The sequence below is a fragment of the Frankia sp. Mgl5 genome (genome assembly GCF_023242985.1).
Classification (GTDB): Bacteria; Actinomycetota; Actinomycetes; order Frankiales; family Frankiaceae; genus Parafrankia; species Parafrankia soli.
Genome location: NZ_JALKFY010000227.1, coordinates 1 through 254 on the forward strand (window position 1 = coordinate 1; position 254 = coordinate 254).

General features: G+C 53.5%; 1 pseudogene. It reads right to left on the minus strand.

The window, feature by feature from the left end:
* Window positions 1-23 precede the first annotated feature (23 nt).
* Window positions 24-254: pseudogene (locus MXD62_RS09125) on the minus strand (branched-chain amino acid ABC transporter permease); the annotation flags it as partial.

The window sequence follows — 254 nt, forward strand, 5'->3', positions numbered from 1 at the left end:
TTTCCACTTAGATCCCCCTTTAACTACACCCGTTTCCCGCTTTTCGCCCGGATAATACCCTGAGGGCGAAAGAGAAGGACCAAAAGCAAGATAAGAAAGGCAATCGCATCCTTGTAGCCAGAGGAAATCAACCCGGCTCCCAACGATTCCGCCAGTCCCAACAGCAAGCCGCCAATGACCGCCCCCGGTATGCTGATGAAGCCTCCCAGCGTAGCGGCGACAAAGCCTTTGAGACCAATCATCATGCCCATATC